Below are 26,087 nucleotides of genomic sequence, written 5' to 3'. Positions count from 1 at the left end.
ATGACCGTGAGGAACGGGATAGATTGTCAGTTAATAGCATACATTCTGTCTGGTTTGTCGGTCTTATTCGAGCATTTGCCGTGTGCCATAAATCGCGTCCAAGGAGACCGATATGGCCGCTACCACGCACATCGCCTATCTCTTCGATCCGCTCTGCGGCTGGTGCTACGGCGCTTCTGCAATTCTCGAAAAGCTTGCCGCTCTGCCGGACTTTTCCTTCGCGTTAGCTCCGACCGGGCATTTTGCCGGGTCTGGTGCCAGACCGATGGACAACGGTTTCGCTGCATTCGCCTGGGCCAATGACCAGCGCATTTCCCGCCTGAGCGGTCAGCCCTTCAGCGAAGCCTATCGCCGCAATGTCCTCGGGGATCACACGCGCCCCTTCGACTCTGGCCCGGCGACGCTGGCGATCACCGCGGTCGCACTCACTGCCCCGGACCGGGAGTTCGATGCTCTCAAGGCCATTCAGAATGCACGCTATGTCGAGGGCCGCGACAACACGGACATCTCGGTTCTCTCGCATGTGCTGCGCGTGTTGCAGTTGCCGGAGATCGCCGATCGCCTGGTCGCTCCTGATGACGCGTTGATCGCTGCTAACCGTACGCGCCTCGATACAGCACGCGTCGAGATGCGCCGATTTGGCGCCAATGGCGTCCCATCCCTCATTGTGGGCAACGGGGAGAGCCGACGTCTTGTCAGCGCGAGTAGTCTGTTCGGCAGCATGGAGACGCTCGTCGAGGGACTGAAGGCAGCCTGAGTTTTACTGATCAACAGCGACAGGCGAGCCACGCCTGAATTTTACGCTACCCACTCTCACGAGGAGACGCCCATGTTCACCAGGAGAACCATCATGAAAACAACTCTTGCCGCCGGTGCAGTCGCTGTGTTCGCTCCAGAGGGAACGGGCTACGCGGCTGATGGGCTTTCGTGGAAGCACTTCCCCGCCGGCCCAAAGGGTTTCTTTCGCGCCCCCGTGCTCATTACTGGCGCGTCCGAGGCTGTTCTGATCGATGGCGGCTTCACTTACTCCGACGGTCGGGCTGTAGCCGACGCAATCAAGGCGACGGGCAAGAAGCTCACCACCATCTATGTCAGCCAAGCCGACCCGGATTACTACTTCAGCCTCAAGCCAATTAAGGAAGCTTTCCCCGAAGCTCGGGTGATTGCAGCATCCGATACGGTGGCCGCCATCAACGGCAATGTGGAAAAGAAACTCGCAGTCTGGGGGCCGCAGCTTAAGGAAAACGGCCCGCAGACGCTTGCCGATGTAGTCATTCCCAAGGCTTTCGACGACAAGAAGCTCATCGTCGATGGGGAGACCATTGAGATCGTCGATGCAGAAGGGCTGGCCAGTCGGCGCTATCTCTTCGTGCCGTCGTTGAACGCGGTGTTTGGCGGGGTAATGATCTTTGCGGGTGTGTATGTCTGGACAGCCGATTCACCGACCAAGGAACAGCGCGCTGCATGGATCGCCAATCTCGATAAGATTACCGCCCGCAAGCCGGTAATCGTTGTGCCCGGTCACATGACGCCGGACGCTCCCACTGACCTCTCGGGTGTTGCGCACACCAAGGCTTACCTTGTTGCCTTCGAGGAAGAGCTGGCCAAGGCCAAGGACTCAATAACGCTCAAGAGAGCCATGGAAGCCCGCTTCCCCGGTCTCGGCATGGGGGTTGCCCTCGACATCGGCTCCAAGGTCGCCACCGGCGAGATGAAGTGGGGCTGAGATGGGCGCCAATCTCGATCTGATCCGGGCTACCTATGAGGGATCATCATCGGAAGAGAACGGCCATAACCTGCTGGCCGCTCTCGCTCCTGATGCCGCGTGGACCGAAGCTGATGGTTTCCCTTACGCAGGAACTTACGTGGGGCCGGAAGCGATTGCGGCGGGTGTGTTTCGGCGCCTCGCCACCGAGTGGGTGGGTTACCGCGCCGATGTTCACACCTATCTCGAAGATGGCGACCGCGTCGCCGCCTTCGGCGTTTACTCTGGGACCTACAAGACGACGGGCAAGTCGATGCAGGCCGCCTTCGCACACCTCTACCTAGTGAGGGGCGGCAAGATCGCGCGCATGACGCAATATGTCGATACGCTCATGGTCCAACAGGCCTTGGCTTTGTAGCCCGATCACGCCGCTCGATGCGCCGACTGAGAAGATCGATCATCTTGGTCTATCGGTTGGCCGTGGGCCGCTGGCTAGCAGCCGGGGCTCCTTATGGCCGCAACTAGTGCTTGAAGTGGCGGACGCCGGTGAACACCATGGCGATGCCGGCATCATCGGCAGCCTTGATCACTTCGTCGTCGCGGATCGAACCGCCTGGCTGAATCACGGCCGTGGCTCCGGCCTCGATCGCCACCAATAGTCCGTCGGCGAAGGGGAAAAACGCATCTGATGCGACGACCGATCCTTTAGTCATAGGCTCGGCGAGTTTCAGTTCGGCAGCAGCATCCTGCGCCTTACGTGCGGCAATCCGAGCGGAATCGACCCGGCTCATCTGGCCTGCACCGATACCAACGGTGGCAAGGTCTTTCGCGTAAATGATCGTGTTCGATTTGACATGCTTGGCCACACGGAATGCAAATTTGAGATCGCGCAATTCAGCTTCCGTCGGCTGCCGTTTGGTAACCGGCTTCAGGATCATGTCATCGACCACCGCGTTGTCACGGCTCTGCACCAGCAGGCCGCCGGCCACCGTCTTGTAGGTCAGGCCCGGCGCGCGCGGATCAGGCAGACTGCCTGCCAGCAGCAGGCGGATATTCCGTCGTTTGGCGATGATGGCGATTGCTTCTTCGGTGGCGTTCGGCGCGATGATCACCTCGGTCAGGATCTCGGTGATGGTCTGCGCGGTCTCCGCGTCCAGCGTGCGATTCATGGCAATGATGCCGCCGAAGGCCGAAGTAGAATCGCAGGCCAGTGCCTTGCGATAGGCGTCGATCAGATTGCTGCCTTCGGCCACGCCGCAGGGGTTGGCGTGCTTGACGATGACGCAGGCTGCGGTGCGCTTTGGATCGAACTCGGCGATGCATTCATAGGCCGCATCGGTGTCGTTGATATTGTTGTAGGACAGTTGCTTGCCCTGCAACTGCCGCGCCGAGGATACGCCGGGGCGCAGTTCGGGCGTGCTATAGAACGCGGCGGTCTGATGCGGGTTCTCGCCGTAACGCAACGCTTCGACGAGCTTGCCGCCAACAGCCCGGAAATCCGGCGCATCGATTTTCAACTGATCGGCAAACCAGTTCGAGATCGCGGCGTCATAGGCCGCAGTGCGGGCATAAGCCTTGGCTGCCAGACGGCGGCGCAGCGTCAGCGTGGTCGCGCCCTTGTTGGTGGCGAGTTCGTCGAGCACCGACTGATAATCGGAGGGCTCAACCACGACGGTGACGTCGTCATGATTCTTGGAGGCTGCGCGGATCATTGCCGGACCGCCGATATCGATATTCTCGATACAATCCTCATAGGACGCGTTCTTCGCGACGGTCTCCTCGAACGGGTAGAGGTTCACGACGAGCAGATCGATCTGCGAAATTCCGTGATCCTTCATTGCCTTGGCGTGTTCGGCATTGTCGCGGATCGCGAGCAGGCCGCCATGAACCTTGGGATGCAGCGTCTTGACCCGGCCATCCATCATTTCCGGGAAGCCGGTGAGATCGGATACATCGGAGACCTTCAGGCCCGCCGCAGCGATCGCCTTGGCGGTACCGCCGGTGGAGACGAGGTCGATGCCGTGAGCAGACAGCGCGCGAGCAAATTCGATCAGCCCGGACTTGTCGGAAACGGACAATAGAGCGCGAGTAACCTTGCGCGGATGGTCGGTCATGATGCGTATCCCGTGGGAGAAGGACGCCGCGTAGCATGGTTTCGCGGTGCAAGAAACTGCAAGGGCTTGCATGCCAGCAATTTCGTCGTGAAGGCCTGATTTACAACGGCAATTCCGGCTCGCGGCGGGCGTTGCGGCGGGCCGTAGTCTGCGACGGCGAGGAGGCCGAGCGGGCAAAACTCCAGCGGATGCTGGAGGTCTGCTGGGCGTTCTGGTGGATCACGATCTGGGCGGTTCGGCGCGGTCCGTCATTGCCGGCCAGGAACACGCTGTCCTCCAGCTCGACCTTGTCGTCCAGCGCCTCGAAGGTCCAGACGTCGCGGTTCGGCAATACCAGCATGACACCGCGGGCGTCGCTGAGCCGGCTGGCCTTTACCGACGGGTGCAGATGGAAGCGCAAGGCGTAGTCGGTATTACTGCCTTTCAGCCGCGCGCCGGGCGCCGCCGCGACAATGTCCTCGCCCTCGAGTTTCGAACCGTCCTCGGAGATCATCAGCACGCGCCGATGGGTGACGCCAAAACGCGGGTGGTAGCCGTCATGCGCGGTGGTCAGGATGGTGCCGTTCGAGGTGATCTCGCGATAGCTCTCCACTACATGCGGGCCGTTGACGATCGGCGCGCCCTGCAGAAACTTCTTCATCGCGCTGCGTTCGATGAACTGGCACGACGAGGTGTTGTGATAGGTCATCGTCGAATGCGCGGGCGTGCCGCGCGCGAAAGCGCGCCAATTGTCGCGACCCGTCGAGGGCATGCCGCAATTGATGACGATGCGGCTCGGGCCGGACGACAGTTCGAACGACAACGTACCGGCATGCGCATCATGACTAACGCTCGGTGGCGGCGGCGGGCCGGTGTCGATGATCACGATCATCTGACCGGCTTCGAGACGCTGGAAGCCGGTATGCGGCATATGCGCCATCGGCACGCCGTGCGTGTCGTCATAGGCCAGCAGCGTCGCCAGCAGATGCGATGGCGCATTGCTCATACCGTTGAACAGTGCGAACGAGCCGTCGCCATGACGGAAGAATCGCAGCATCGGCATCATGCGATCGATCGCATTCAGTAGCGCCGGCGGTGGCGCGATGTTGCGGGCGGCAAAGGTCTGCCGCAGCGGCAGCAGATCGATCAGCAATTCGATCAGCGCGCCGGGATTGCGCGAGATATGTCCGCCATCGGGCAGGATCTGGCGCTGCAATTCGTCGGAGAGTTTGCGTGTGGCGGTACGGATGTGGCGCGCCTGATTGGCGAGACATAGCGAGGCGTAGCACAGAGCAATGAGCACCTGCAGCTTCGGCACGCCGTCGGGAGCGTGAGACAGCGCGTAGCGTAGCGAGCGAATCTCGCGGCTGAGCGAGCGCAGATAGCGGCGATAGAATTTGCCGTCGGTATCGCCGAGTACCAGTGGTGCCTGCGATAGCAGCGAGATCACACGGCGGGCGATGACGTCGGCGCGGCGTCCGACCGGGCGCTTGCGCGACGTATTCGACATCCAGTCGTCGATCAGCGAGCGCGCATTGGCGCGGGTGATGGCGGTGTCGGCGGCGCGCAGATGGCGGAGCCAGCCGAAGCCGAGCAGTGAAACTTCCCAGTCTTCCGATGGCGGCTCCAGGTCGAAGATCGAACGGCCGTGGCAGGTAACGATCTTGCCGGCGAAGACGAAGCGCCCGGCATAGATTTCGGCGGCGCGGGTGGCGTCGGTGGTGCGCAGATCATGCGGCGCGATGATCAGGCGATCTGTGCGTCCGGGCCAGAGCCGGGCCAGCGCTGCCGATCCGCCAGATGCGCGCGACATCGCGCTCCGCGCGAAGCGGCCGAGGATCAGCCCCGAGATACGTCTGCGATGTGCGACCACGCGCGCCTTGAACTGGAAGAGAAAGGGTTGTTGCGAATCCTTTTAGCCGGAAACGCGATCCGCACACAGTACAAGGAAGCCCCCTGTGGAAGCCTCGCGAATCGGGAGATTACTCTGTGAATATCAGGATTTAATGAGTCGCGCCGCATAGAAGCCGTCGAGCCCGCCGAGCCGAGGATCGGCATGGGGCAGATGGCTCGGCAAAGTGCGCAGATCGCCCTCGGGGGTGACGATCTCGGCCAGGCCGGCAACTTCACTGGCGTCGGCGGGGGCGCGGCGCATGCTGGAATCCTTGGCCAGCAGGTCGGCGATGGCTTGTTCGCCTTCTTCTGGCTCCAGCGAACAGGTGCAATAGACCAGGGTTCCGCCGGGCTTCAGGATGGAAGCCGCCTTCTGCAGCAGGCGCCGCTGCAGCGCCGTCAGCATGACGATATCGGAGTCCTGTTTCAGCCAGGCGACGTCGGGATGCCGCCGGATAGTGCCGGTCGATGAGCAGGGCGCGTCCAGCAACACGCCGTCAAAACCCTCGCCGGGATATTCGGTGCCGTCGACGACGACGGTTTCGGCCTCGAGCGACAGCCGCGCCAGATTTTCGCGCAGCCGCGCCACACGGTTCGGCGAGCGGTCGATAGCAGTGACCTGTGCGCCGCCCTGGACCAATTGCGCAGTCTTGCCGCCCGGCGCGGCGCAGAGATCGACGATGCGTTTGCCCTTGAGGTCGCCGAACAGTCGTGCCGGCAGTGCCGCCGCGGCATCCTGCACCCACCACTGGCCGTCATCGAAACCGGGCAACATGGTCACCGAGCCCTGCAGCAAGGTTCGGACGGAACCGGTTGGAAGCACTTCGCCGTGCAGGCGCGTGGCCCAGGCATCGGCTTCGGATTTGACGGTGAGATCGAGCGACGGCTCATGGCTCAGCGCCACGGCCATTTCCTTGGCTGCCGTCCCGCCGTAATGGGCCGTCCAGCGCGCCATCAGCCAGGGCGGGATGTCGAGAGTCTGGGCGGCAACTTCGTCGATCAGCGGCTGGCCTTCACGGGCGCAGCGTCGCAACACGGCATTGACCAGTCCGGCATATTTCGCGGCGCGGCGGTCGGATTGCACCATGCGGACCGAGAGGTCGACGGCGGCGTGATCCGGCACATCCATCCAGAGGATCTGGGCAGCACCAATCAGGAGCGCGCTCTGCGCACGCGGGGCATCGGTGGGGACACCGCGGTCGAGCAGGCGGGAGAGAATATGCCCGAGCGTACCGAGCCGGCGTAGGATCGTCGCAACCAGACGTCGCATCAGCGCGCGGTCGCGGTCGGACAGCGTTTTCAGGCCGGGATGGGCCGCGGCGCCTTCGAGCTGGTCGTCGAGGGTCCGATGCTTGTGCAAGACGCCGTCGAGAATATCCGCCGCAATCCGTCGCGCGGCGAGGCCGGGGACCTCGGTTGGCGGTGCGTATCTTACTTGCGACATGCGAAAACATCACGACGGAGGGCGGGCAATGGCGCGGGCAGGCTCAGCATGCGGCCATTGGATGGGAGCGATTCTGTCGCATGCGAATATGCCAAATGTAAGAATCGCCCTTATATGCTCACAGTCGAACGGCAACTGTTCGACATTGATTTATGTAACGCGTGCCGCCCTTGCCGGTTCAGCAGGAAACCTGAGATGAACGACATTCCTTCCGAGTCCGCAACGTCTTTGCCGGAGCCTGAGCCGGCACCGAAGAAAGTTTTGACGCCCGCCGCGCAGCGTGCGCTGGCCGAGGCAGAAGAACGTCGGGCTGCAGCTGCAGCAGCGCATACTGCGGCGAAAGCGAAAGAGTTCCAGGGACCTGAAGGCCCGGAGCCCACGCGCTTTGGCGACTGGGAACGTAAGGGCATTGCGTCCGACTTCTAACTCTTCGGATCACTGGGCCAGATTCTTCTGGCTGGTTGTTTCGACTCACATTATCGCAGGACGATGACCCCTGCATCGCGCATTCACCGTGCGTCGCCGTGGCGATCCCGCATGTCCGCGGCGATGCCGTGGGTATTCGTGCTCGGCCTGGCCGCCGGCACCATGCTGCCGGTGAAGCGCTGGCTGCCGTTCCTGCCCGGCGCGGATCAGACCGAGGCCGCCCGCGATTCCGAGGCGATCGTCAGGCGCGCCGGCAATGCTGAGGCGCGCTACCCGATCGAGATGCGCTATGCCATCGACGGCGATACTTTTGGCGCGCGCGTGCATCTTGGGTCGGGTGAAGATGTCAGCGTGCGCATTCGTTTGCGTGGCATCGATGCGCCAGAGCTGAAGGGGCAATGCGCGCGCGAGATTCAGAAAGCAGAAACCGCGACGGCTGCACTGACCAAGTTGCTCCGCGAGGGAAGTCTCACGATCTACAATATCGGGCCTGACAAATATCCCGGCCGCGTGGTCGCCGATGTCGCGACCAGGCAAACGCCCAACGTGTCTGCAGCTATGCTCAACGCAGGGCACGCGCGCGCGTATGGCGGCGGCCATCGCAACGGCTGGTGCGATAACCGCTGAGATCAGCAAAACAAAAAGCCGCGCATCATGCGCGGCTTTTCAGAATAGCGAAGCTGCCAGCGATCAGCGCTGAGTGACGATCACCGGCGTGCCGACCGAGACGCGCGAATAGAGGTCGGTGATGTCTTCGTTGTACATGCGGACGCAACCGTAAGAGACATAGCCGCCGATCGAATTGGGGCGGTTGGTGCCGTGGATGGCATATTCGCCGCCGGCGAGGGTCATTGCAGCAACGCCCATCGGATTAGCTGGCGAACCGCCCGCAATCACATCGGGGATATTCGGATTGTCACGCTTGACGTCGGCGGGCGGAGCCCAGGCCGGCTGGCGGTACTTGCCGTCGATCTTGGTGGCGCCGGCCCACTGTTTGCCGGGCTTGCCGACACCGACGGGATAGCGCACGGCCTGACCCTGTTCGAGCACGAGATACAGCTTACGCTCATTGGTCTTCACGACGATGGTGCCGGGGGCATAGTCGCCGTGGAAGCCGACCACATTGGGTGCTGCCTGCGCGGTGGGGGACATCAGGGCGCCAACGACAACGGTGGCTGCCAGCGCACTAGCAATCTTCAAGGACATCGATCTCTCCAGTTCGGCCCGGCCGGTAGCGGCCGACGAGGTCGTGCCGCCTCTCAAGGCGACGAAAACAATTGCACACGGGAAATTCTCAACCAGTCGCGTAAACAACCGGTCTCTGCCAGCGCGGGGGAGTGCGCCAACGAGCGCCTAAAGAGGAAATCCGCTGAACAAAGTAAATGCCCGGAAAACAACACTCGCTCTAAATTGGCCGGGGGTGGCCATCCGGCCCTGACAATCGCGTGAGGCCAGCCAGATGCGATGCGCTGGAGGTCACTAGGCCAGCGTAAAGGCCTCATGGACGGCGGATTGTACCGCGCCGCCGAGGACAGCGCCGCCACCGGCCACATAGATCCAGTCGCCAATAACTGTGGCGCCGACCGCATGGCGCGGGGTCAGCATCGGCGCGTGGCTCTGCCAGGTGTCGGAGGCCGGGTCGTAGCTTTCCATCTGTCCGTACACCTTGCCCTGGGTGAGCTGGCCGTTCTGCACCACGCCGGATTCTCCGCCCATGGCAAACAGCCGGTCGCGATACACGACAAGGCCATGGCCCGAACGGGTCGTCGGCAGTGCGGCGCGCAGCTCCCATGTGTCGCGCTCGGGCAGATACACATGGTGCAGATCGGTATTGTACTCGAACGTATTGAAACGCCCGCCGATCACATGGATCACGCCGCGCGTGGCGACGCAGCCGACATGGTCGCGCGCACCGGGCAGTGCCTTGCGGGTCTCCCATTTGTCGGTCTTGGGATCATAGACTTCGTGCCAACTGACACTGGCGCGCTCAGCCGCCGGTTCCGACGCGCCGCCGATCAGATGGATTTTGCCGTTCAGCGCAACGGCAGCGCCGGCACCGCGTGGTCGCGGCAAGGGCGCGATCGCATCCCAGCGATTGGCAGCGACATCATAGGCATAGGCGTTCTGGTCCGAGCCGCGGTTCTGCTGCATGAAACCGCCGAGCGCATAGACGCGTCCGGCATCGGCAGTGACCGAGACATGGTTGGCGCCGCGCGGCAGGGGCGCTGCGTCGAGCCACTGATCTGAAGCGGGATCGTAGACATGGTGATAGGGGCGGTCGACACGGCCTTCGCCGTAGCCGCCGACGATATGCATACGATCGGCCCATGATGTCGCCCAGGCCATCTCGCTGCGCGGCAACGGCAGTGCCGCACGCGATATCCACTTTCCTTGCGGCCCTTTCGGCGCCGGACTCTCTGTGACGCGCTGCGCCTCCTGCTCGGGCGTCATGTGATGCGGTACGCCACCTTGCAATTTGGCGTAGGGCTCTTTCGACGATGGTGCCGCAGGCAACGCGGGATGACCGGCATGTTGCGCACGGGCGGAAGCTCCGCCCGCAACAACTGCAGCACTTCCCAACACGAATGACCGACGATCCACCACATCACTCCGTGTTTGCCGACAGATTGGGCGAGCGGTTACGCCCCCGGCTTCTTGTTCTGCCGATGCTCGACGAGGTCGGTGACCACGGCGGGATCGGCCAGTGTCGATGTATCACCCAGAGATGACGGTTCGTCTTCGGCGATCTTGCGCAGGATGCGACGCATGATCTTGCCGGAGCGGGTCTTTGGTAGACCCGGTGCGAACTGGATCAGGTCTGGCGAGGCGATCGGGCCGATGTCCTTGCGAACCCAGGCCACGAGCTCCTTGCGCAGCTCTTCAGTCGGCTCGACGCCGTTCATCAGCGTGACATAAGCATAGATGCCCTGGCCCTTGATGTCGTGCGGATAGCCGACCACGGCGGCTTCCGACACTTTCTCATGCGCAACCAGCGACGATTCCACTTCGGCGGTGCCCATGCGGTGGCCGGAGACGTTGATGACGTCATCGACGCGGCCGGTGATCCAGTAATAGCCGTCGGCATCGCGGCGGCAGCCGTCGCCGGTGAAGTACTTGTTCTTGTAGGTCGAGAAATAGGTCTGTTCGAAACGGGCGTGATCGCCATAGACCGTCCGCATCTGGCCCGGCCATGACTTGGCGATGCAGAGATTGCCCGAGGTCTCGCCCTCCAGCACCTTGCCATCGGCATCGACGATCTCGGGGACGACACCAAAGAACGGCCGCGTCGCCGAACCCGGCTTCAGTTTCGTGGCGCCGGGCAGAGGCGTGATGAGAATGCCGCCGGTCTCGGTCTGCCACCAGGTGTCGACGATCGGCGCACGCGCCTCGCCGACCACGTGATAGTACCACTCCCAGGCTTCCGGATTGATCGGCTCGCCGACCGATCCCAGCAATCGCAGGCTCTTGCGCGAGGTTTTCTTCACCGGCTCGTCGCCGGCCTGCATCAGCGCGCGGATCGCGGTTGGCGCGGTGTAGAAGATGTTGACCTGATGCTTGTCGATGACTTCCCAGAAGCGCGACATCGACGGATAGTTCGGCACGCCTTCGAACATCAGCGTGGTAGCGCCGTTGGCCAGCGGCCCATAGAGAATGTAGCTGTGACCGGTCACCCAGCCGACGTCGGCGGTGCACCAGTAGATGTCACCCTCGTGATAGTCGAACACATATTGATGCGTCATCGACGCAAACAGCAGATAGCCGCCGGTGGTGTGCAGCACGCCCTTGGGCTGGCCGGTGGAGCCCGACGTATAAAGGATGAACAGCGGATCTTCCGCATTCATCGGCTCGCAGGGGCATTCGGTGGTGACGACTTCGGCGGCTTCGCGGTACCAGAAGTCACGGGCCGGATCCATGTTCACCGGTGTGCCGGTGTGCTTGACCACGACGACCCAGTCGACGCCGCCGGCCTTGGCGACCGCGGCATCGACATTGTTCTTCAGCGGCACCTTCTTGCCGCCGCGCAGGCCTTCATCGGCGGTGATGATGATCTTGGACTGGCAGTCAGTGATGCGCTGCGCCAGCGAGTCCGGCGAGAAGCCGGCGAAGACCACTGAATGGACCGCGCCGATGCGCGCGCAGGCCAGCATCGCGTAAGCGGCTTCCGGAATCATCGGCAGATAAATCGTGACGCGGTCGCCTTTGCCGACATTGCGGTTGCGCAACACGTTGGCCATCTTGCAAACTTCGTCGTGCAGTTCCTGATAGCTGATGTGCTTCGACTGCGAGGGGTCGTCGCCTTCCCAGATGATCGCGGTCTGGTTGGCGCGCTTCGGTAGATGGCGGTCGATGCAATTATAGGCGGCGTTCAATACGCCATCCTCGAACCACTTGATCGAGATATTGCCCGGGGCAAAGGACGTGTTTTCGATCTTGGTGGGGGCGTGGGTCCAGTTGAGGCGCTTGGCCTGCTCGGCCCAGAAGCCGTTGGAATCGCTGATCGAGCGTGCATACATCTCGTTGTATTTTGCGTCATCGACGAAGGCGCGCGTCGTCCACTCAGCCGGTACGTCGTAAATCTTGTCGGACATCGTCCCCTCCACCACCATGCGACCGCTGCGCGAATTCGCCGCCAGCCGGTTCTCGTTGCGCGCAATATGCGCCGGGGCGAGATAGCCGGACAAGCGGGGACGGACTAGGCCTTTGGTCGGTCCGCAAGGTCGCAGCCCCGATCACGTTCGCGTTTTGACGGCTCGGAAATTTCATCATAAAGCCAATTCGGGCGCTAAACGGTAACCAGTAACCGAAATTGCGTACCTGTGGACTCGCAATAGTTGCGGGAAGCCCCTAAATCGCCCTCGCAGGGACGGCCAAGCGGCCCGGAACCAAAAATCAATAAACGGCATTAGTAGAGACACAGGGCCGACGAGGCAGATAACACTATGATGGAACAGCAGAATTTCGCGCCTTCCCGGGCCGTTTCCGCCCGTTCCGTCGCGCGGCCAGCCCGTATGGCCAAGCCAAGCCCCGCGAGTGTGGAGGTTTTGGCCCGTGAAATGGGCCTGAAGCTCGGAGATCAGTCTGAGCTGACGATCCGCCGGCTCAAGCGCGGAAAATCTTATTCCTTCGTCAGGGCCAACGGCACCCCGATCAAGCATATCGGGACGATCAAGCGGCTGAACTCCATGGCAGTGCCCCCGGCCTATGCCGAGGTCCGCTATGCCGCTGATCCTACGTCGCATTTGCAGGCCGTAGGCCGCGACGCGGCCGGCCGCCTGCAATACCGCTATCACTCGGATTGGGAGAAGGTCCGCGAGCAGCGCAAGGCGCATCGGCTGGCGAAGCTGGTTGCGGCACTGCCGAAGATCCGCCGCAACGTCTCGGCGCTTCTGGCTGGCGACGAGCCCACGCGTGAGTTCGCGCTCGCCGCTGTCATCGAACTCGTCACGCGCACCGCGATCCGTGCCGGCAATGAGAGCTACATGAAGCTGTCGGGCACCCGCGGCGCTACAACGCTGATGAAGTCGAACGTGCAGCTCGAAGACGATTGCATCGTGCTCACCTTCAAGGCCAAGGGCGGCAAGGCAGTGCGCAAGGAGTCCAATGCGTCGAAGCTTGTCCGCGCGATTGGTATCCTGCACGATGTGCCGGGCAAACGCCTGTTCCAGTATCGCGACAATGCTGGCCGCATTCACAAGGTCAACACGGCAGCAGTGAACGCCTTCCTGCGCGATATCGCCGGCATCAAGATTTCACTGAAGGATTTCCGCACTCTGATGGCGTCGGCGACGGTGGTCGAAACGCTGTCGCGGATCGAGCCGGCAGCGAGCGTTAGCGGTCGCAAGAAGCAGGTGCTCGACGCCGTGCGTTCGGCGGCAGACGAGTTGCAGAACACGGCAGCGATCTGCCGCAAGAGCTATGTGCACGACACCATCGTCACGGCCTTCGAGGACGGCGTTCTCGCCCGCATCGCCGCGACGCAGACGGGCTATCGCTCGCAATCGAAGCGCGAGCAGCTTTTGGCGCAGGTAGTGGCAGAGGCGGGGTAGTCAGGCCAGCGTCCACACGGCCGTGTTCTTGATCTCCGCATCTTCGAGATCGCGCGTCACCGGCACCTTGTATTCCGCGAGCTTGCGCAACTTGTCTTTCGGCAGATAGCTGCGGCCGGGGTCGCCGATCAGGACCGTTGCACCGCGCGCCGCTTGCTCTGAAAGAAATGCAAAGGCGCGCTCTGCGGTGTCGCGTTCATAGAAAATATCGCCTGCCAGAATCGTTTGTGCGGGCGGGACAGATGAGCCGCCGAGCAGATCGTCACCGCGAGCATTGATCGTAACGCCATTTTCAGCCGCGTTCAGCGCGATGGCCGTGCGCGCAAAGGCGTCGATGTCATAGGCGAAGACGCTGCTTGCCCCTGCTTTCATCGCGGCGATAGCCACCAGCCCCGATCCTGTTGCGAAATCGATGATGGTCTTTTCAGCAACATGCCCGGGATGATCGATAACAAAGCGCGCCAGTGCCTGTCCGCCGGCCCAGGCGAAAGCCCAGAACGGTGGCGGCAATCCGGCCTCGCCAAGTTCCTCTTCTGTCTTGCTCCACAGCGGTACGGCCTCGTCGGCTGTGTGCAGCACAATGTTCGGCACCAGTGGTACCGGTCGCAGGCGCGTATTAGCGCGGATGAAAGCTACGGGATCAGTGATTGCAAGATTGGCCGCGCCGTCGGCGCTCACAATCCGCCCATTTTGCAGAGCAGCTTCCATTCCTCGGCAGTGATCGGCGGCACCGACAGGCGGGACTGCTTCAGGATCGCGACGTCAGCAAGCTTCGGCTCAGCCTTGATTGCCGCTAGCGACACCGGCTTTGGCAGGTCTTGCACGGCCTTGACGTCGACGCAGACCCAGGGCGTTCCCGGCTCGGCGGTGGGATCGGGATGATGCTCCCTGATGATCTCGGCGATACCCACGATCTCCTTGCCGATATTCGAATGATAGAAGAAGGCGCGGTCGCCCTTCTTCATCTTCATCATGTTCAGCTTGGCGGTGTGGTTACGGATGCCGGTCCATTCGGTGCCCTTGGCACCGGCCTTTTTCTGCTCGTCCCACGACCAGGCGTCGGGCTCCGATTTGATCAGCCAATAGGCCATGCCTGCTATCCTTTATAGTCTGATATCTATGGGCGTCCCCGGTGCGACCCGTGCCCAGATGTCCTCAATTTCGCGATTTGTCACGGCGACTCAACCATCCGTCCAGTCGCGGAGTAGATGGAGCTTGCCGAGCCAGCTCATGCCGTTGCGCAGGCCGTGGATCATAATGTCGCCGCCCGGCGCCACGCCTTGCTGTCGCGCGCTCTCGCTGTCTTCAGTATTCGGATAGGAGATATGGAGCGGGAGGTGAAAGCGGCTGCGGCCATTCTTGGAATCGATGACGTAGCGTCCTTGGGGCGTGCGCCCGTCCCCTTCACGCGTCTTGTGGCCGGCCGGCGTGGAGCCCAGCGACACCGGATAGGTCGCGAGCGCGGTGCCGCCGCGCGATAGCGTCAGCGTACGGGCACTCTTGTCGACGGTGATGAGATCGGCTCGCTCTTCTGCCGCGACCAGTTCGGGAAGTCGGCGATTGAGCTGCAGGAAGTCCCAACCGACGAAAAATGCACCCGCTGACAGCAGGAGCATCGCAGCGGCCAGCACATAGTTCCGAACCGACAGACTCATCCTTCTGCCTTGAACGGCCGCGTCAGCAGGCCATCGATTGCCTGATCGATGGTTGCCTGGCCGGCCAGAATTGCCGCCACGGCCTTTGCCACCGGCATATCGACGCCCTTCGATGTCGCAAGCTCGATCAGCACCGGCGCCGTGAACTCACCTTCGGCAAGTTTGCCAGGCGCCGGCTGCTCACCGCGGCCCAGTGCCACGCCGAGCGAAAAATTACGCGATTGCGCGCTCGAACAGCTCAGGATCAGGTCGCCCAATCCCGACAGACCCGACAATGTCTCGGTGCGCGCGCCGCATGCGATGCCGAGCCGCAGCAATTCGCTGAAGCCGCGTGTTGTGAGTGCCGCAAGGGCCGACGCGCCGAGCTGCTTGCCGGCGACGATGCCTGCGGCGATCGCCAGTACGTTCTTCGCCGCGCCGCCGATCTCGACGCCGCGCACATCGGTGGAGTGATAGGGACGGAACGTCGCCGAGCCCAAGGCCTGCACGAGTGCGACAGCGACATCCTCGTCGGCGCAAGCCAGCGTCACGGCCGTGGGCAAGCCAGCCGCGACATCGTCAGCGAAATTCGGTCCCGACAGAATGGCAGGGATCGCCTGCGGTGCGACGTCGGCGATGACTTCCGTCATGAATTTGTGACTGCCGCGCTCGATGCCCTTGGCGCAGGCGACCACCGGAACGCCTGCCGGCAATAGCGGCGCGAGCGCCGTCAATGCCTCGCGCAACTGCTGCGACGGGACGCCGAGCAGAATGATATCGGCGCGCGCTGACAGCGAAAGATCGGCGGTGACGAAGACAGAGTCATCGATGGCAGCGCCGGGCAGTCGCGGATTGGCGCGCGACGACTGCATCAGTTCGGCGGCTACAGTCGAGCGTGCATAAAGCACGGTTTCGCGACCGGCACGTGCAGCGACATCGGCCAATGCGGTGCCATAGGCCCCGGCGCCAATCACCGCCACTGAATTGAAGTCGGCCATAGTGATCTCTTCAGTAAGCCGCGCGGGATTTGGAATGACCCGCCGGCGCCTTCGCGTCGGCATCGAGCAGCCAGCGCGCGCGGGGCGGTGCTTCCATCGTGTCGGTGAGTCCCAGCGCAAGACGCTCTGCGCCGGCCCAGGCGATCATCGCGCCGTTGTCGGTGCACAGTGCCGGCGGCGGGATGATCAGCGTGGTCTGCGCTTTTGCGGCGACGGCCTGCAGCGCACCGCGGATCGCCTGGTTGGAGGCGACACCGCCGGCTGCGACCAGCGCATGCGGCGGGCCGAATTGTGCTTCGAACAGTCTGAGGCCGACGCTCAATCGATCCGCGGTCGATTCCAGCGCCGCCGCCTGGAAGCTGGCGCAGAGATCCGCGATGTCCTGCTCTTCCAGCGGAATGAGCCGGCTGGCTTCGTTGCGTACCGCAGTTTTGAGACCGGAGAGCGAAAAATTCGCATCGGGCCGGCCAAGCATTGGCCGCGGAAAGGCAAAGCGCTTGGGATCGCCGCCCGATGCGGCGCGTTCCACTTGCGGACCGCCGGGATACGGCAGTCCGAGCATCTTGGCGACCTTGTCGAAGGCTTCGCCCATGGCGTCATCGACGGTGGTGCCGAGCCGGACATAGTGGCCGACGCCGAGCACCGCGACGATCTGGGTATGACCGCCGGAAACGAGAAACAGGCAATACGGAAACGCCAAGGAAGTGGTCAGCCGCGGCGTCAGCGCATGGGCTTCGAGATGATTCACGGCCACCAGCGGGGTGTCATGCACCATGGCTATGGCTTTTGCGGTGGTGAGACCAACAATGACGCCGCCAATCAGGCCGGGTCCGGCGGCTGCGGCCACGCCGCTTAGCTGCGCAAAATTGACGTCGGCGTCCTTCATGGCGCGGCCGATGATGCCGTCGAGCAGGTCGATATGGGCGCGCGCGGCGATCTCGGGCACCACGCCGCCATAGGGCGCATGGTCGCTGATCTGCGAATGGACGATATTGGACAGGATCTTGCCGCTGCCGTCGGGCTGGCGTTCGATGACGGCGGCCGCGGTCTCATCGCAGGTCGTCTCGATTCCCAGCACCAGCATCGGTTGGTCGGTGGTCACTATCGGTCCTTGCTAAATCAGCCAAATCCGGGCTTTTCCTGTCCCCGGCGTAGCATTGCGGGGTCGCAAGGTGCAATCACTCGATGCCCTGCGTGGCATGCGAGACCCCCGAAACCGGACCTCAGATATGGCTATTCTCGTCACTCGCCCGCAGCCGGACACTACCCGCACCGCCGCCGTCTTGCGCGCGCGGGGCTTCGAGGTGCTGGCGGCGCCGATGCTGCGCTTCGAAAAGGTGATGCTGTTCATCGATTCGGATGCGGATTTCGGCGCGGTGATCGTGACGTCGTCCAATGCGCTACGCGCACTCGCCGATCAGCCGGTGCAAGCAACCCTGCTTCGCCTGCCGCTGTTCGCGGTCGGTGACCGGACCGCAGAGGCCGCGCGCGATCTCGGCTTTGCCAAGGTCGTGTCCGCCGAAGGTGATGCTGCGGCGCTGCGGGACCTATTGACGGAGAGCAGCAAGAGCAAGCTGCTGAACAAGACCCGTCCGCTCCTTTATCTGGCCGGCGCCGATCTTGCGCGGGATCTCGCTGGCGAACTCGGTGCGCGTGGTTTCACGGTGGTGACACAAACCACCTACCGGATGATGCCGGTGGCCGATCTGCCGGATGATGTTGCTGCGGCCTTCGTGGCCGGCAGAATCGAGGCTGTGCTGCATTATTCGCGGCGGAGCGCGCGGGCATTCTTCCAGGCGGTGGGCTTATCGGGCGTCGAGATCGCTGCCCTCGCAGTTCCACACTATTGCCTTTCAGCTGCGGTCGGTACGATTGCGCATGATGCCGGAGCCAGCCAGGTCGTGGTGGCGCAGACCCCGGACGAAAATGCCCTGCTCGCGGCGCTGGACCGTGCCATCGCGCCATTATCGCGTTAAGACTGCTGTGACCAAATCCCGGTAGGGATCGGGCATGTCACGAGGGAACCGACGCCATGGCCGACGATAATGAGACGGGATCGTCTCCGGATGCCGGTCGGCCCAAGCGGCCGCCGCCAACCATCGAATTGACGGCTGCCGAGGTCACCGAGCGTCCGGCTGCAGCGGAGCCTGCGGTACCGGAAACAGCATCGGAGTCCGTCGATACCGCACCGTCGGACATGCCGCCGTCCGAGCCCGCCGCGGAGGCTGCGGTTGAAAAGCAGACGCCCGTCTCGCCTGCGCGTGCACCTGTCCTGGTTCCCGTCGCCGTTGGCGCGGTTGCCGGTGCGCTTGTCGCCGGAATTGCATGGTTCGGCCTGAGCGGAATTGCATCGAGCGATAAGGCAGATGTCGATGCGCTGACCTCTCGCATTGCGCAGATCGAAGCGCGCCCGGTCGCTGCGCCGGATACGGGGCTGGCAACGCGGATCGATACGCTCGAGAAATCCATCGCGGGATTGCGCGGCGATCTCACTGCTGCGAAGACACAATCGGATCGTGTCGTCGCCGACATCAATCAACTCAAATCCGCGCCGCGCACCGCGACCGGTGTGGTCGATCTCGGGCCGATCAATGAGCGGCTCGGGCAGATCGAACGTGCAGCCGGCGAGTTGAAGTCTTCGGCCGCCCAACAGAATACCAAACCTTTCGATGACACGGTCTTGCGCCGTGTCGTTGCGGCATCACTGCTCGATACGTCGGTGCGTCAAGGTGAACCCTTTGCGGCGGCGCTTGCGGCGGTCAAACCGCTTGCCGGCAATGCCAATCAGCTGAAGCCGCTCGATGCGTTTGCAACGACGGGCGTACCAAACACAGTCGCGCTCAGCCGTGAACTGCTTGCAGTGTTACCGAAGCTCACACCCGCTCCGGCGGACACGCCTGCGGTAGGCGCAGGTTTCATGGATCGTCTGCAGGCCGGCGCGGCCAAGCTGGTGCGCATCGAGCGCACCGATGCTGTCGGCGCAGGTAGCAACAGCGGCGCCGTGTCACGCGCGTCCGCGGCTGCGCGCAGCAACGATATCGCCACGGCCAAGCGTGAATTGCTGACGCTGTCGCCAGCGGATCGTGCCGTGGTTCAGCCCTGGCTCGATAGAGTCGATATGCGCGATGCAGCGCTGGCGGCTTCACGTCAATTCGCAGCCGACGCGATGGCGGCGCTTTCCAAACCAGCGCCATAGGAATCCGATGTTCCGCATTATTCTGTTTCTTGTGTTGATAGCACTTGCGGCCGCTGGCGCCGCCTGGGTCGCCGATCAGCCCGGCGATGTCGTGATATCCTGGGGCGTCTGGCGCGCTTCGCCGTCGGTGCCGGTGTTTGTGCTGGTGCTCGGCCTGACAATCGTCGCGGTGGTGTTCGCCTGGTCGCTCCTGCGTGGTTTGTGGGGCGCGCCGAAGCGAATGCGCCGTCGTCGCCATGAAAAGCGTCAGGCGCGCGGACGTCAGGCCATCACGCATGGTCTGCTGGCGATCGGGCAGGGCGATGGCCACGCCGCGCGGCGTCATGCCGATATCGCCAAGCGTTTGACGGCTGACGATCCGCTCGCTCTGTTGCTGCATGCCCAGTCCGCCCAGCTCGATGGCGATCGTGCCGGTGCGCATCGTGCGTTTCAGGCGATGGCCGAGCGGGGCGATACGCGGCTGCTGGGTCTGCGCGGTCTGTTCATCGAGGCGCAGCGCAGCGACGATCCCGTTGCCGCCGTAACGATTGCCGAAGAAGCGCTTAAATTATCGCCGGCATCGACATGGGCGTCGCAAGCCGTTCTTGGCTTCCGCTGCGCGCAGAGCGATTGGACCGGCGCGCTGAAAATCCTCGACAACAATTTTGCCTCTGGCCTGATCGATCGCGCGGCGTTTCGTCGGCAGCGCGGCGTGCTGCTCACCGCGCGTGCGCTGGAGCTTGAGACACAGGATCGCGATCTGTCCCGCGACAGCGTGACCGAGGCGATCAAGCTTGCGCCAACTTTGGTGCCAGCCGCCGTTCTCGCTAGCCGATTCCAGAGCGAGGCGCATCAGACTCGTCGGGCAATGAAGATCATCGAGACAGCGTGGCTGGCGCAGCCGCATCCGGATCTCGCCGACGCTTATGCCCATGTGAAGCTCGGCGATTCCGCGCGGCAGCGGCTGGTGCGTGTCGAGACGCTGGCATCGAAAGCGCCAGGCCATATCGAAGGCGCGCTGGCGATCGCCCGCGCGGCCATCGATGCCGCCGAATTCACGCGCGCCCGCGAAACACTGGCGCCGTTCACGACCGACTCCACCCAGCGCGTTGCGATGCTGATGGCGGAAATCGAACGTACCGAACATGGCGACAGCGGCCGCGCCCGCGCCTGGACATTGCGTGCTGTGCGCGCGTTGCATGATCCGGTCTGGACCGCGGATGGCTATGTGTCCGATCGCTGGCGGCCGGTATCGCCGGTCACCGGACGGATCGATGCGTTCCAGTGGCAGACGCCGCTGGCCGCGCTGCCGTCGGACAGGGCCTCGACGATCGAGACCGAGATTTTGCGCGAGACCGTGCTGGCTCCGCCGCCCGCGATGCCGAAACCCGTGAGGCCCGTGCCAGCCGAGGTCACACCCTCCGCGCCGGTTCAGGAACTCGCGGCGGAACCTGAAGTACCAGCACAGCCCGAACCGGTGGCGGATGCTACGCCCGAGCCCGCCGAGGCGCCGGCGCCGCTCCCGAAACCGGCCCCCGCGCCGCCACCGCTGTTCCGCGACCGCAGCGATATCGCCAGCGCCGCGAAGCCCGCCGTGGCTATTCCGGCCGTCATTCCCATCGTCAGGCCTCCGGACGATCCCGGCGTGGACGAGGCGGACGATTATCGCGATGAATTCGCAGAACTGAATGCCGGCCAGCAACAGGGTGGTTGGCGCGGCTTTCTGCGCCGTTGGGGCGGCTAACGCCCCTGATTCAGGCCGAAATGGTCGGTTTCGGCGGGTGGGTCGCTCAGTTTTTCGGTTGCCGGAGAGGTCTCGGCTTCTTGCAAAGCAACGCCCCGGGCGATATCAGATGCCCCAGCGTTTTCGGCCGAAAAGCCGAATCGCCGCTTGGTTCGCCGCAATAGCTCAGTTGGTAGAGCACGTCATTCGTAATGACGGGGTCACAGGTTCGAGTCCTGTTTGCGGCACCATTTGCGCTCCGGCGCCATCCGTTTCTGTCGCAACTGTCAGTCGCAGCTTTGACGCTTCATGCGGCCGTGGCAGGCATTTCCAGGTCGGCCCAGATCTTGGCGAAATAGGCCTGGAAGGCAGCATCGGTGCGCAGCGCTACGGGATCGCGACCTGCCTTGGGCAAATCGATGACATGAAGCGCCCGCACGGTCGCCGGACGTGCGCTGAGTACCAGAACGCGGTCGGCCATGGCGATGGCTTCGCCGATGTCATGGGTGACCAAAATCGCGCTCTTGCCATTTTCGGCGATGATGCGTGACACGTCGGCCTGCAGCAGCAGGCGGGTCTGGAAATCCAGCGCCGAGAACGGCTCATCCAGCAGGATCACCTGCGGGTCGAAGGCCAGCGTGCGCATGATGGCCACGCGCTGGCGCATGCCGCCTGACAAGGTTGCGGGCTTGGCGTTCTCGAAACCGGCCAAGCCGTAGGCGCGGATCAATTTCATGGCGATGTCGCGCGACGTCTGTCGCGGCGCACCGCGCACTTCCAAGCCGAGCATCACATTGTCGATGACGGAACGCCACGGCAGCAGCAGATCCTTCTGGAGCATATAGCCGACATGTCCTGCGGCGTCGTCGACGCGGATGCCTGCGACCTCGACATGGCCGCGCGTCGGTTTCAGCAAACCGGCAATGACATTGAACAATGTGGACTTGCCACAGCCGGACGGGCCGACAATGGCCAGGGTTTCGCCCTGCCGCAGTTCGAAGCTGACGTCGCGTATGGCCTCGACATATTGCTTGCCGCTTCCAAACGATGCGCCGACCTGTTCCGCCCTGAGCACCGTAGATATAGTTGACGACGACGACGAGGCGATTGGTGTCATGGCGTTCATGCGTCCACCTCGCTGCAGAAGCCGAGCAGCATGTTATTGAAAACATCGGGTATCACAGCGGTGAAGGCATGGGCGCCCCATTCTACCTCGCGAACGCGCGCGCCGGGAATGGCGGCGGCCAGTTGTTGCGAGAGATAAGCAGGTACCAGGCTATCGTCCCGCGACGAGGCCAGCAGTGTCGGCGTTGCAATGGTCGCGAGCGCGTCGCCCGGGTCGAAGGCGAGAAACATGTCGATCCGCGCATTCATCGTCGCCGCTGTCGGGAAGTGCGCGAGGATGCGCTCTTCTTCCGCGTCGAGCTGCGCGGCGTTGTCGGAAATCCATCGTGGCGGATAAAGAAACAGCGGCTGCGCGCGCACATAGGCTTTCGGGCCGGACTGGTTCAGGATCTGTTTGCGCACTTCGAAGCAGCGCCGCAGGAACGGATCGGCCCGGCCCCAGCCGTTCACCACCACCAGGCTGCGCAAGCGCGCGGGGTCGCGCAGGGCAAGTTCAATTCCGACGATGCCGCCGATAGCATGCCCCACCACATGTGCGTTGCTGACACCGGCGTGGTCGAGTACATGCGCGATGTCGTCGGCCATGCCCGCAATCGATCGTGGTGGTGCGCTGTTTGCAGCACTGCGGCCGGTGCCGACGTGGTCGTAGAGGATGACTTGGTGGCGCTGCGCGAGTGCTGTGACCTGCGGCGCCCAGAACGATCCGCTGCCGCCCATGCCGGCCGACATGAGGATCGCCGTTCCGTGTCCATGAGTTTCGTAATAGATGTCGGCGTCAGCGCCGCTTGCATAGGGCATGGGTTGTCTTGCGGGTTCGAGCGATGGAAAGTCAGAAGCGCAGACGGCGTTCGAGAATGTCGATCGCGCCGTACATCAGGAGCGCTACGGCCATGAGCGCGGCGATGCCGACCCAGACGGCGTTCAAATCGTAGAGCACACCGGCATAATAGATCATGTAGCCGAGGCCCTCTTTCGAGGCGATGTATTCGCCGACGACTGCGCCGATCAGCGCGAAGCCGACATTGAGACGGAAGGCGGACACGATCCACGGCATGGCGCCCGGAATGACGACAGTACGCCAGGTCTTCCATCGGCTGGCACCGAGCGAGCGCATCAACTTGATCAGGTCGCTATCGACTTCCTTGGCGCCTTGCTGCGCGGTAATGACGGCGACGATGAAGGTGATGATGGCGGCGATGGCGATCTTCGATGAGATGCCGATGCCGAACCACACGATAATCAAAGGTGCGAGTGCGATCTTCGGCAAGCCGTTGAGCGCGATGAGATAGGGGCGCAGCACCGCCGCGCTGGTGGGAAACAGCCATAGCAGCAGCCCGACGGCGCTGCCGGCAATAGTGCCGATCAGGAATCCGGCGATGGCTTCCCAGGCAGTCAGTGCGGCATCGCGCAGGAGTTCTCCGTTAGCGATCAGAATAGAGGCCTTGGCGAAGATGCCGCTTGGCCGTCCGTAGAGATAGACGGCGATCCATTTGAAGCTGATCGCAATTTCCCAAGCCGCAAGCAGCACGGCCAGCAGTGCCAGCTGCAGTAGCGCGATCCGCAGGACCGGCGGCATCAGCCGCCGGTCGGCATTGACCTGGCTGGCTTCGATGGTCGTCACATCAAACTCGCTTGTGTGCGATCGACGCGATCTCGACGAGGCAATCCGGTTTTACCAGCCCGCACTGGATGCAGTAGCGAGCCGGCTTCTCGCCGGGGAAGTATTCGGCATAGACCTTATTGACGGCGCCGTAATTGGCCCAATCGGTTACGAAGATGGAGTTGAAGGTGACATCGGCCATCGTGGCGCCTGCGGCAGTTAGCACGTTCTTGATCGTCTCAAGGATGTGCCGGGTCTGCGCCGCCGCATCGCCGACATGAACGACGTCGTTGTTCTTGTCGAAGGCCAGCGTGCCGGACACATAGATCACGCCGTCGGCCATCATGCCGGGCGAGTAAGGTGCGAGCGGCGGATGAGTGCCGGGCGGAATAATCGCGCGATCTGTCATGGGATCCTCAGGCTTTGGTGGAGGTTTCAGTCTGCGCGAATGCGCGGCGGAAATCGGCCGTGCTGGAAACCCAGCCGAAGAAGGTTTCGATGTTGAAGACAGCCGCCTTCTGGACGTAGTCGGGGCCGGCCTGATGCGTCGCGTCTTCGAGCATCACGCCGAAATATTCGAGATGGAAGCCGTCGCGCAGAGTCGATTCCACGCAAACATTGGTGGCAACTCCGCAGAAGACGAGATTGCGGATGCCGCGCGCGCGCAGGATGCTGTCGAACTGGCTGTTGAAGAAGCCGCTGTAGCGCGGCTTCGGTACCACGATGTCGCCGGGCTGCGGCTGGAGTTCATCGACGAGCGCATAGTCCCAGCCACCCTTGGCGAGCAGGCTGCCTTGCAATTCCGGGCGCGCGCGCATGGTCTTGAGTGCGTTCGATTTGTGCCAGTTCGGGGATCCCGGACCGCCGGCCTCGACATAGTCGGCGTCCCAGCCGTTCTGGAAATAGATCACAGTGACGCCGGCCTCGCGCGCGACCTCCAGCGTCTCCTTGACGGCCACGATCGCTGCCTTGGCGCCGGTCACGTCGAAGCCCGCGAGATCCAGATAGCCGTTCGGCGACGCGTAGGCGTTCTGCATGTCGACCACGATGACTGCGGTCTCCTCGACCGCGAGCCGCAACGGCTCGGGGCGTGCGGGCAAGGTGACGTAGCGCCGTTCAGGCGGAAAGCTGGTTGAGACCGACATCACGCCAATCCGAATTCTTTGGTCGCTTTCTCGGCGAAGCGATTGTCGACCATTTGTGCATAGGGAAGCGTCGTTGAGACTGCGCCGCCGCCTTGTTCCAGCAACATCGCGCGATCCCATTCCTCGGCGGAGATGGTGGGGTTCTTCGGGATAGCCGTCTTGCTGCCAAAGAAGTTCTTCGTCGCATTTCCGACGACCGACGGCGAGACTTTCGGAAAGTACTTCTCTGCCACCTCGGTGAAGACCGCATTGTTCTCGTGCATCATCTTCTGCGCCTCGGCGATGGCGTTACAGAAGCCTTGCACCGCCTCCGGGTTGGAGGCGATCACGTCTTCGGTGGCCATGGCCGTCGTGAAACACAGCGGACCAAGCAGATCGGCGAATGATAGCGACGGTACGAGGCCAAACTGTTCGGCGCCGATGCTGATGTCCCATTCGAATGCGGTGGCGATGTCGGCACGGCCATCCTTGACGGCTGCGGCCTGGGCGCCCGGTGGCAATTCCAGGAAGGTGACGCCCGCTTCCTTGGGGTCGAACTTGCCGACCGTCTTCATCGCGTAAGTCGGGACCTGGATCGTCGAGGACGGAAATTTCAGCGTCGCGATGGTCTTGCCGCGGAGATCATCGATGGTGGTGATCTTGGTGTCCGGGCGGGTCATTCCCCACATCGACACGCCGCCGACGATCTTGGCGATATTCTTGAGCTTGCCGCCTTCACGCGTGGCGTTGACCGACATGCCAGGGCTGGTGACGCCGATCTGGCCGCGGCCGGACAGCAGGATCGGCACCGGCAGGGCGATGCCGCCCGCGGTCGACAGGTCGGTGTCGAGGCCATGTTTGGCGAACAGGCCCTTATCGGCGGCGACGTAGAGCGAGGCATACATGCCGAGCCGGATGGCTTCGGACACCAGAACCTTTCGGCCGGCGGCAAAGGCCGGGCCTCCTAGGCCAGCAAACGGGGCCGCTGCGGCGCCGATGAGCGAATATTTGAGTAGGTTGCGCCTGTCGATCATGCCTCTGTCCCTCGCCGCCATTGCCGATGTCAGATGGTGCGCTGCATAGTTTTTAGCCGCAGCGGG

General features: G+C 63.0%; 26 protein-coding genes and 1 tRNA gene. 10 read left to right on the top strand and 17 right to left on the bottom strand.

Annotated features, from left to right (window positions below):
* Positions 1-112: 112 nt before the first annotated feature.
* The 3 genes from HP556_RS27775 (at position 113) to HP556_RS27765 (ending at position 2,123) form a co-directional block, all read left to right on the top strand.
* Positions 113-757: a DsbA family protein gene (locus HP556_RS27775; protein WP_175369318.1), complete on the top strand. Its 645-nt coding sequence runs from the start codon at positions 113-115 to the stop codon at positions 755-757.
* A 72-nt stretch (positions 758-829) separates the two neighbouring features.
* Positions 830-1,726 carry an MBL fold metallo-hydrolase gene (locus HP556_RS27770; protein ID WP_175369317.1) on the top strand — a complete coding sequence of 299 codons (897 nt, stop codon included), beginning with the start codon at positions 830-832 and terminating at the stop codon, positions 1,724-1,726.
* Position 1,727: 1 nt separating this feature from the next.
* The gene (locus tag HP556_RS27765) at positions 1,728-2,123 is read left to right on the top strand and encodes a nuclear transport factor 2 family protein (protein ID WP_175369316.1); all 396 of its coding nucleotides are present in this window, start codon (positions 1,728-1,730) and stop codon (positions 2,121-2,123) included.
* 103 nt (positions 2,124-2,226) lie between these two features.
* Here HP556_RS27765 and purH read toward each other — a convergent pair whose 3' ends face one another.
* From purH to HP556_RS27750, 3 genes are all read right to left on the bottom strand, one after another.
* Positions 2,227-3,819 carry a bifunctional phosphoribosylaminoimidazolecarboxamide formyltransferase/IMP cyclohydrolase gene (gene purH, locus HP556_RS27760; RefSeq protein ID WP_175369315.1) on the bottom strand — a complete coding sequence of 531 codons (1,593 nt, stop codon included), beginning with the start codon at positions 3,817-3,819 and terminating at the stop codon, positions 2,227-2,229.
* 100 nt (positions 3,820-3,919) lie between these two features.
* Positions 3,920-5,611 carry a heparinase II/III family protein gene (locus tag HP556_RS27755; RefSeq protein ID WP_175369314.1) on the bottom strand — a complete coding sequence of 564 codons (1,692 nt, stop codon included), beginning with the start codon at positions 5,609-5,611 and terminating at the stop codon, positions 3,920-3,922.
* 183 nt (positions 5,612-5,794) lie between these two features.
* Positions 5,795-7,135: an RsmB/NOP family class I SAM-dependent RNA methyltransferase gene (locus HP556_RS27750; protein ID WP_175369313.1), complete on the bottom strand. Its 1,341-nt coding sequence runs from the start codon at positions 7,133-7,135 to the stop codon at positions 5,795-5,797.
* 195 nt (positions 7,136-7,330) lie between these two features.
* On the opposite strand from HP556_RS27750, the gene HP556_RS27745 reads away from it, so the two are divergent.
* Both HP556_RS27745 and HP556_RS27740 read left to right on the top strand, forming a co-directional pair.
* Positions 7,331-7,561, top strand: coding sequence for a DUF1674 domain-containing protein (locus HP556_RS27745; RefSeq protein ID WP_115033144.1), 231 nt, complete (start codon positions 7,331-7,333; stop codon positions 7,559-7,561).
* A 111-nt stretch (positions 7,562-7,672) separates the two neighbouring features.
* Positions 7,673-8,188 carry a thermonuclease family protein gene (locus HP556_RS27740; RefSeq protein ID WP_246297925.1) on the top strand — a complete coding sequence of 172 codons (516 nt, stop codon included), beginning with the start codon at positions 7,673-7,675 and terminating at the stop codon, positions 8,186-8,188.
* A gap of 63 nt (positions 8,189-8,251) precedes the next feature.
* On the opposite strand, the gene HP556_RS27735 is transcribed toward HP556_RS27740, so the two are convergent.
* The 3 genes from HP556_RS27735 to acs form a co-directional block, all read right to left on the bottom strand.
* On the bottom strand, positions 8,252-8,767 hold the full coding sequence (locus HP556_RS27735; protein ID WP_175369311.1) for a L,D-transpeptidase: 516 nt from the start codon (positions 8,765-8,767) through the stop codon (positions 8,252-8,254).
* Positions 8,768-9,040: 273 nt separating this feature from the next.
* Complete coding sequence (locus HP556_RS27730) at positions 9,041-10,162, bottom strand: Kelch repeat-containing protein (protein WP_175369310.1); 1,122 nt, start codon at positions 10,160-10,162, stop codon at positions 9,041-9,043.
* Between the two features lie 38 nt (positions 10,163-10,200).
* Positions 10,201-12,150 (bottom strand): acetate--CoA ligase, encoded by a 1,950-nt coding sequence (gene acs / locus HP556_RS27725; protein ID WP_175369309.1) that lies wholly within the window; start codon positions 12,148-12,150, stop codon positions 10,201-10,203.
* 351 nt (positions 12,151-12,501) lie between these two features.
* On the opposite strand from acs, the gene HP556_RS27720 reads away from it, so the two are divergent.
* Positions 12,502-13,608, top strand: a complete 1,107-nt coding sequence (locus HP556_RS27720; RefSeq protein ID WP_175369308.1) for a DNA topoisomerase IB — start codon at positions 12,502-12,504, stop codon at positions 13,606-13,608.
* On the opposite strand, the gene HP556_RS27715 is transcribed toward HP556_RS27720, so the two are convergent.
* The 5 genes from HP556_RS27715 to tsaD form a co-directional block, all read right to left on the bottom strand.
* The gene (locus tag HP556_RS27715) at positions 13,609-14,316 is read right to left on the bottom strand and encodes a class I SAM-dependent methyltransferase (RefSeq protein ID WP_175369307.1); all 708 of its coding nucleotides are present in this window, start codon (positions 14,314-14,316) and stop codon (positions 13,609-13,611) included.
* Positions 14,283-14,699, bottom strand: coding sequence for an EVE domain-containing protein (locus tag HP556_RS27710; protein ID WP_115033147.1), 417 nt, complete (start codon positions 14,697-14,699; stop codon positions 14,283-14,285). Before HP556_RS27710 ends, HP556_RS27715 begins: the two co-directional genes overlap by 34 nt.
* A 90-nt stretch (positions 14,700-14,789) precedes the next feature.
* Positions 14,790-15,263, bottom strand: coding sequence for a L,D-transpeptidase family protein (locus HP556_RS27705; RefSeq protein ID WP_309941653.1), 474 nt, complete (start codon positions 15,261-15,263; stop codon positions 14,790-14,792).
* A complete protein-coding gene (locus HP556_RS27700) occupies positions 15,260-16,240 on the bottom strand; it encodes an NAD(P)H-dependent glycerol-3-phosphate dehydrogenase (protein WP_175369306.1) in 981 nt (326 codons plus the stop codon). Before HP556_RS27700 ends, HP556_RS27705 begins: the two co-directional genes overlap by 4 nt.
* 10 nt (positions 16,241-16,250) lie before the next feature.
* Positions 16,251-17,324 (bottom strand): tRNA (adenosine(37)-N6)-threonylcarbamoyltransferase complex transferase subunit TsaD, encoded by a 1,074-nt coding sequence (gene tsaD / locus HP556_RS27695; RefSeq protein WP_175369615.1) that lies wholly within the window; start codon positions 17,322-17,324, stop codon positions 16,251-16,253.
* 145 nt (positions 17,325-17,469) lie between these two features.
* Between tsaD and HP556_RS27690 the strand changes: the two genes are divergently transcribed.
* From HP556_RS27690 to HP556_RS27675, 4 genes are all read left to right on the top strand, one after another.
* Entirely contained in the window at positions 17,470-18,216 is a 747-nt protein-coding gene (locus tag HP556_RS27690) for a uroporphyrinogen-III synthase (protein ID WP_175369305.1), read from the top strand.
* A 56-nt stretch (positions 18,217-18,272) separates the two neighbouring features.
* Positions 18,273-19,436 (top strand): COG4223 family protein, encoded by a 1,164-nt coding sequence (locus HP556_RS27685; protein ID WP_175369304.1) that lies wholly within the window; start codon positions 18,273-18,275, stop codon positions 19,434-19,436.
* A 7-nt stretch (positions 19,437-19,443) separates the two neighbouring features.
* Positions 19,444-21,159: a heme biosynthesis protein HemY gene (locus tag HP556_RS27680; protein WP_175369303.1), complete on the top strand. Its 1,716-nt coding sequence runs from the start codon at positions 19,444-19,446 to the stop codon at positions 21,157-21,159.
* Positions 21,160-21,313: 154 nt separating this feature from the next.
* Positions 21,314-21,389: transfer RNA gene (locus tag HP556_RS27675), tRNA-Thr, on the top strand.
* 56 nt (positions 21,390-21,445) lie between these two features.
* On the opposite strand, the gene HP556_RS27670 is transcribed toward HP556_RS27675, so the two are convergent.
* Genes HP556_RS27670 through HP556_RS27645 form a run of 6 tightly spaced genes read right to left on the bottom strand, consistent with a single transcriptional unit; the run spans position 21,446 to position 26,021 of the window.
* A complete protein-coding gene (locus tag HP556_RS27670; protein ID WP_246297923.1) occupies positions 21,446-22,264 on the bottom strand; it encodes an ABC transporter ATP-binding protein in 819 nt (272 codons plus the stop codon).
* Positions 22,261-23,061, bottom strand: coding sequence for a pyrimidine utilization protein D (rutD, locus tag HP556_RS27665; protein ID WP_276509765.1), 801 nt, complete (start codon positions 23,059-23,061; stop codon positions 22,261-22,263). The genes HP556_RS27670 and rutD overlap by 4 nt, the downstream gene beginning before the upstream one ends.
* Before the next feature lie 31 nt (positions 23,062-23,092).
* On the bottom strand, positions 23,093-23,884 hold the full coding sequence (locus HP556_RS27660) for an ABC transporter permease (RefSeq protein ID WP_338117625.1): 792 nt from the start codon (positions 23,882-23,884) through the stop codon (positions 23,093-23,095).
* Position 23,885: 1 nt separating this feature from the next.
* Positions 23,886-24,272, bottom strand: a complete 387-nt coding sequence (rutC, locus tag HP556_RS27655) for a pyrimidine utilization protein C (RefSeq protein WP_175369301.1) — start codon at positions 24,270-24,272, stop codon at positions 23,886-23,888.
* 7 nt (positions 24,273-24,279) lie between these two features.
* Positions 24,280-25,008, bottom strand: coding sequence for a pyrimidine utilization protein B (gene rutB / locus HP556_RS27650; RefSeq protein WP_089263220.1), 729 nt, complete (start codon positions 25,006-25,008; stop codon positions 24,280-24,282).
* Positions 25,008-26,021: an ABC transporter substrate-binding protein gene (locus HP556_RS27645; RefSeq protein WP_120287636.1), complete on the bottom strand. Its 1,014-nt coding sequence runs from the start codon at positions 26,019-26,021 to the stop codon at positions 25,008-25,010. The genes rutB and HP556_RS27645 overlap by 1 nt, the downstream gene beginning before the upstream one ends.
* Positions 26,022-26,087 lie beyond the last annotated feature (66 nt).

The organism is Tardiphaga robiniae, assembly GCF_013359755.1.
In the GTDB taxonomy this organism is placed as follows: Bacteria; Pseudomonadota; Alphaproteobacteria; order Rhizobiales; family Xanthobacteraceae; genus Tardiphaga; species Tardiphaga robiniae.
This window is presented reverse-complemented; position numbering and strand designations above follow the sequence as displayed.

What these genes read in the sequence shown, in the direction of transcription:
- HP556_RS27775 (WP_175369318.1), top strand. Translation starts at nt 113, where the DNA reads ATGGCCGCTACCACGCACATCGCCTATCTCTTCGATCCGCTCTGCGGC.
- HP556_RS27770 (WP_175369317.1), top strand. Translation starts at nt 830, where the DNA reads ATGTTCACCAGGAGAACCATCATGAAAACAACTCTTGCCGCCGGTGCA.
- HP556_RS27765 (WP_175369316.1), top strand. Translation starts at nt 1,728, where the DNA reads ATGGGCGCCAATCTCGATCTGATCCGGGCTACCTATGAGGGATCATCA.
- purH (WP_175369315.1), bottom strand. Translation starts at nt 3,819, where the DNA reads ATGACCGACCATCCGCGCAAGGTTACTCGCGCTCTATTGTCCGTTTCC.
- HP556_RS27755 (WP_175369314.1), bottom strand. Translation starts at nt 5,611, where the DNA reads ATGTCGCGCGCATCTGGCGGATCGGCAGCGCTGGCCCGGCTCTGGCCC.
- HP556_RS27750 (WP_175369313.1), bottom strand. Translation starts at nt 7,135, where the DNA reads ATGTCGCAAGTAAGATACGCACCGCCAACCGAGGTCCCCGGCCTCGCC.
- HP556_RS27745 (WP_115033144.1), top strand. Translation starts at nt 7,331, where the DNA reads ATGAACGACATTCCTTCCGAGTCCGCAACGTCTTTGCCGGAGCCTGAG.
- HP556_RS27740 (WP_246297925.1), top strand. Translation starts at nt 7,673, where the DNA reads ATGTCCGCGGCGATGCCGTGGGTATTCGTGCTCGGCCTGGCCGCCGGC.
- HP556_RS27735 (WP_175369311.1), bottom strand. Translation starts at nt 8,767, where the DNA reads ATGTCCTTGAAGATTGCTAGTGCGCTGGCAGCCACCGTTGTCGTTGGC.
- acs (WP_175369309.1), bottom strand. Translation starts at nt 12,150, where the DNA reads ATGTCCGACAAGATTTACGACGTACCGGCTGAGTGGACGACGCGCGCC.
- HP556_RS27720 (WP_175369308.1), top strand. Translation starts at nt 12,502, where the DNA reads ATGATGGAACAGCAGAATTTCGCGCCTTCCCGGGCCGTTTCCGCCCGT.
- HP556_RS27715 (WP_175369307.1), bottom strand. Translation starts at nt 14,316, where the DNA reads ATGGAAGCTGCTCTGCAAAATGGGCGGATTGTGAGCGCCGACGGCGCG.
- HP556_RS27710 (WP_115033147.1), bottom strand. Translation starts at nt 14,699, where the DNA reads ATGGCCTATTGGCTGATCAAATCGGAGCCCGACGCCTGGTCGTGGGAC.
- HP556_RS27705 (WP_309941653.1), bottom strand. Translation starts at nt 15,263, where the DNA reads ATGAGTCTGTCGGTTCGGAACTATGTGCTGGCCGCTGCGATGCTCCTG.
- HP556_RS27700 (WP_175369306.1), bottom strand. Translation starts at nt 16,240, where the DNA reads ATGGCCGACTTCAATTCAGTGGCGGTGATTGGCGCCGGGGCCTATGGC.
- tsaD (WP_175369615.1), bottom strand. Translation starts at nt 17,324, where the DNA reads ATGCTGGTGCTGGGAATCGAGACGACCTGCGATGAGACCGCGGCCGCC.
- HP556_RS27690 (WP_175369305.1), top strand. Translation starts at nt 17,470, where the DNA reads ATGGCTATTCTCGTCACTCGCCCGCAGCCGGACACTACCCGCACCGCC.
- HP556_RS27685 (WP_175369304.1), top strand. Translation starts at nt 18,273, where the DNA reads ATGGCCGACGATAATGAGACGGGATCGTCTCCGGATGCCGGTCGGCCC.
- HP556_RS27680 (WP_175369303.1), top strand. Translation starts at nt 19,444, where the DNA reads ATGTTCCGCATTATTCTGTTTCTTGTGTTGATAGCACTTGCGGCCGCT.
- HP556_RS27670 (WP_246297923.1), bottom strand. Translation starts at nt 22,264, where the DNA reads ATGAACGCCATGACACCAATCGCCTCGTCGTCGTCGTCAACTATATCT.
- rutD (WP_276509765.1), bottom strand. Translation starts at nt 23,061, where the DNA reads ATGCCCTATGCAAGCGGCGCTGACGCCGACATCTATTACGAAACTCAT.
- rutC (WP_175369301.1), bottom strand. Translation starts at nt 24,272, where the DNA reads ATGACAGATCGCGCGATTATTCCGCCCGGCACTCATCCGCCGCTCGCA.
- rutB (WP_089263220.1), bottom strand. Translation starts at nt 25,008, where the DNA reads ATGTCGGTCTCAACCAGCTTTCCGCCTGAACGGCGCTACGTCACCTTG.
- HP556_RS27645 (WP_120287636.1), bottom strand. Translation starts at nt 26,021, where the DNA reads ATGATCGACAGGCGCAACCTACTCAAATATTCGCTCATCGGCGCCGCA.